3 protein-coding genes and 1 pseudogene are annotated in these 2609 nt (G+C 30.5%); 1 reads left to right on the top strand and 3 read right to left on the bottom strand.

Features of this window, described 5'->3' with window-relative positions:
• Window positions 1–110: pseudogene (locus tag FLS47_RS19190) on the top strand (IS982 family transposase); the annotation flags it as partial.
• 9 nt (window positions 111–119) lie between these two features.
• On the opposite strand, the gene FLS47_RS16870 reads toward FLS47_RS19190, so the two are convergent.
• Genes FLS47_RS16870 through FLS47_RS16880 form a run of 3 tightly spaced genes read right to left on the bottom strand, consistent with a single transcriptional unit; the run spans window position 120 to window position 2529 of the window.
• Complete coding sequence (locus FLS47_RS16870; protein WP_149915495.1) at window positions 120–566, bottom strand: IspD/TarI family cytidylyltransferase; 447 nt, start codon at window positions 564–566, stop codon at window positions 120–122.
• A 48-nt stretch (window positions 567–614) separates the two neighbouring features.
• Window positions 615–1793 (bottom strand): hypothetical protein, encoded by a 1179-nt coding sequence (locus FLS47_RS16875; RefSeq protein WP_149915496.1) that lies wholly within the window; start codon window positions 1791–1793, stop codon window positions 615–617.
• Between the two features lie 16 nt (window positions 1794–1809).
• The gene (locus tag FLS47_RS16880; protein ID WP_149915497.1) at window positions 1810–2529 is read right to left on the bottom strand and encodes a hypothetical protein; all 720 of its coding nucleotides are present in this window, start codon (window positions 2527–2529) and stop codon (window positions 1810–1812) included.
• Between the last annotated feature and the right edge of the window lie 80 nt (window positions 2530–2609).

Here is a 2609-nt window from a genome sequence, read left to right on the forward strand (position 1 = left end):
TCAACTTTATCGTAAATATCTTAGCTGGATTAGCAGCATACAGTTTCTTCCCTAAGAAACCTTCAATCAAATATCAAACGGTAAAAACTAACCAATTGTACGCTTTTTAATTATCGAATTCAGGTTGTTAATATGCGTATTGGGTTAACTGTTGGTAGAACAGGTATTACAGCCCCACGATTTGCGGCTTCTGAATATGTTCTCAATATCACTTCATGGGATACAAAGGGTCGTACTCCATCGTGAATTCCAATTATTACGTCGTCGCCATCTGAAATAATTTCTAAAGCATTCTTTGCAGAATAAAAACGTTCTTTTCCTCCTCTTACAATTTTGTGCGGAATTTTGAAATTATACTCTTTCACTAATTGCTTCCAAAAAGCAATATATTCAGGATGAAGAACAAGAATTATTTCTATATTTAAAGGACAAGAGTCGAATACAGTAATTGAATGCATTAAAACTGGCTTACCAGCTATATTACAAAATTGTTTGGGTAATGTGCCACCAAATCTATTCCCATTGCCTGAAGCCAAGATAATTACATAGTTTTTTTTGCCGACCATAATTAATTGTGAAAAAGAATTTGAAATTATTTATACCAAAAACTTCCTTTAAAGATATTTTATTTTATCAAAAGACATAATACTACCTTCCTGGTCTTTATTATAGTATATTATCATATTCCGCTGTGTATTAACAGGAATACCACTTTGTACCCCTGGTGTCCACAAACAAGCATTTCGTTTTATTGCATGTAATATTGCTGAATTTGTATTCGTATTAGAAGAATTAGAATGAAGCCTAGTAAGTAAGCCAATATCTGTAATTAAAAAACTAACGTTAATTGAATCTAATACAGCGGATGTTGATTTATTATTGTTTAATATTTTTAATGTAGACGAAAGTTTTTGTAAATAGAATTTTTCTCCATCATACGGTATAGGCATAATTTCGACAGATTGAAAAATACCTATAGAATCTGTATTAAATTCTGATAAATAGCAGGCACATTCTGTATCTATCATAAGTGGCTTTTTGAAAATCGCTATTGATTTATTTGAAGTTCCATATAATGAGGACTTTGCAAATCTATTACCTCCATTCTTTATCTGAAAAACATATTTTCTACCATTCACGAGTTGTAAACTGTCTATCCTCAATTTTTTAAGATCGCCATTATCTAAATAATTAATGGCGAAATTAGTTTCAAAAACACCAATGTCATTTATTTTTGTAAATTTAGGAACAGACCTGAACCAAAACAACATGGTTTCCTTGGGGTCAATATCATTGTAATTCAGAAGGATCTGTTTAAAACTTGTACGTATATCAAAATAATTTTCTTCAGTCAAAATATGGATAGATCCTTTATAAAGTCTGTCATTAATAATTGTGTCCGCTAATGATTTTACAATATGAGTATAATATTCTGGTGAGGTTTCTCTGATATTAAATGAGCTAATTTGCTTGCCATTAAGGAACCAAGCAGGGTCATCGGCATAACGTGTATATGGGATTTGGTCTGCATTTGTTTTAAAATATAAGACACCTGAATAACTCTTGCCTCCAATTGTATTACTATTGGGAAATAAATCATAAATTTCAGCCTTCGGATAATCGATAAGTTTGTTTCTATCAATAACTATATCGTCTACAACAAAAGCATAGTTGTAGAAAGCAACATCTTCATTAGTATTGATTATACTACTTTTTTTTGTAGTAGTTCTATTATGTTGAGAATCTGCTGAATTTCCAAAAATAATAAAAGCAAAAAGTAATAAATATTTCATTTTATAAAAATTATAATTAATAACCAGTAAAAACCCCATTTGGGTCTTGTATTTTATAATAAACAGGAACAAATCCGCCTGTTCCGTAATTAACGTCATTGGATAAATCACTATCGTTACTATACGGATTAAGAAAAGTAGCTAAATTCATTCCACTCTGTTGGTAATGATTCTGGGTTCCACCAGTGGCTGAATAAGAGTCAGTGAGACGGTCATATTTGCCAGCATGTGAAAATGTATTTCCATTTTGAACGATTACCAATGATGCCTCAGCTTGAGTACACTGCACATATCCAAATTTGCCTAAAATTTCAGGATTTATATCAAGTAAAAAATAATCTCCTAATATTGCATAACCAAAGCAATTTGAAGAACCACTTGAGTTAGGATTTCTATATACATTTATTGTGGTATTGTCTGCAAATGTTAAAACATGTGTTTCTAGATCAACCATTCCCCCACTTCCATTATTGTAAAAAGCCCCATTATTGTAATCGCTATAACTTGAATTATTAGGGTCCCTTTTTATGGTCCAAGGAAGATTATTATCACTATAACCACCACTAAAACCACCCTTAAGTGTGTAAAGTTCTTTACCAACTATTAACTCAAGATCTTGTGATAATCGTTGAAAGTTTAATTTTTGTCTCATAATAATTATTATTAAATTGGTTATATCAAATATATTATTACTAACCTGAATTCGATTATTAATTCTATTTAAAATTGCAATCATGGTGGTAAATGTTTATATTTAAGTATCTGAAATTCAAATATTTAACAATACACCAGACCATGATTACATACGATAAAGTT

The organism is Sphingobacterium cavernae (assembly GCF_008520265.1).
Lineage (GTDB): Bacteria > Bacteroidota > Bacteroidia > Sphingobacteriales > Sphingobacteriaceae > Sphingobacterium > Sphingobacterium cavernae.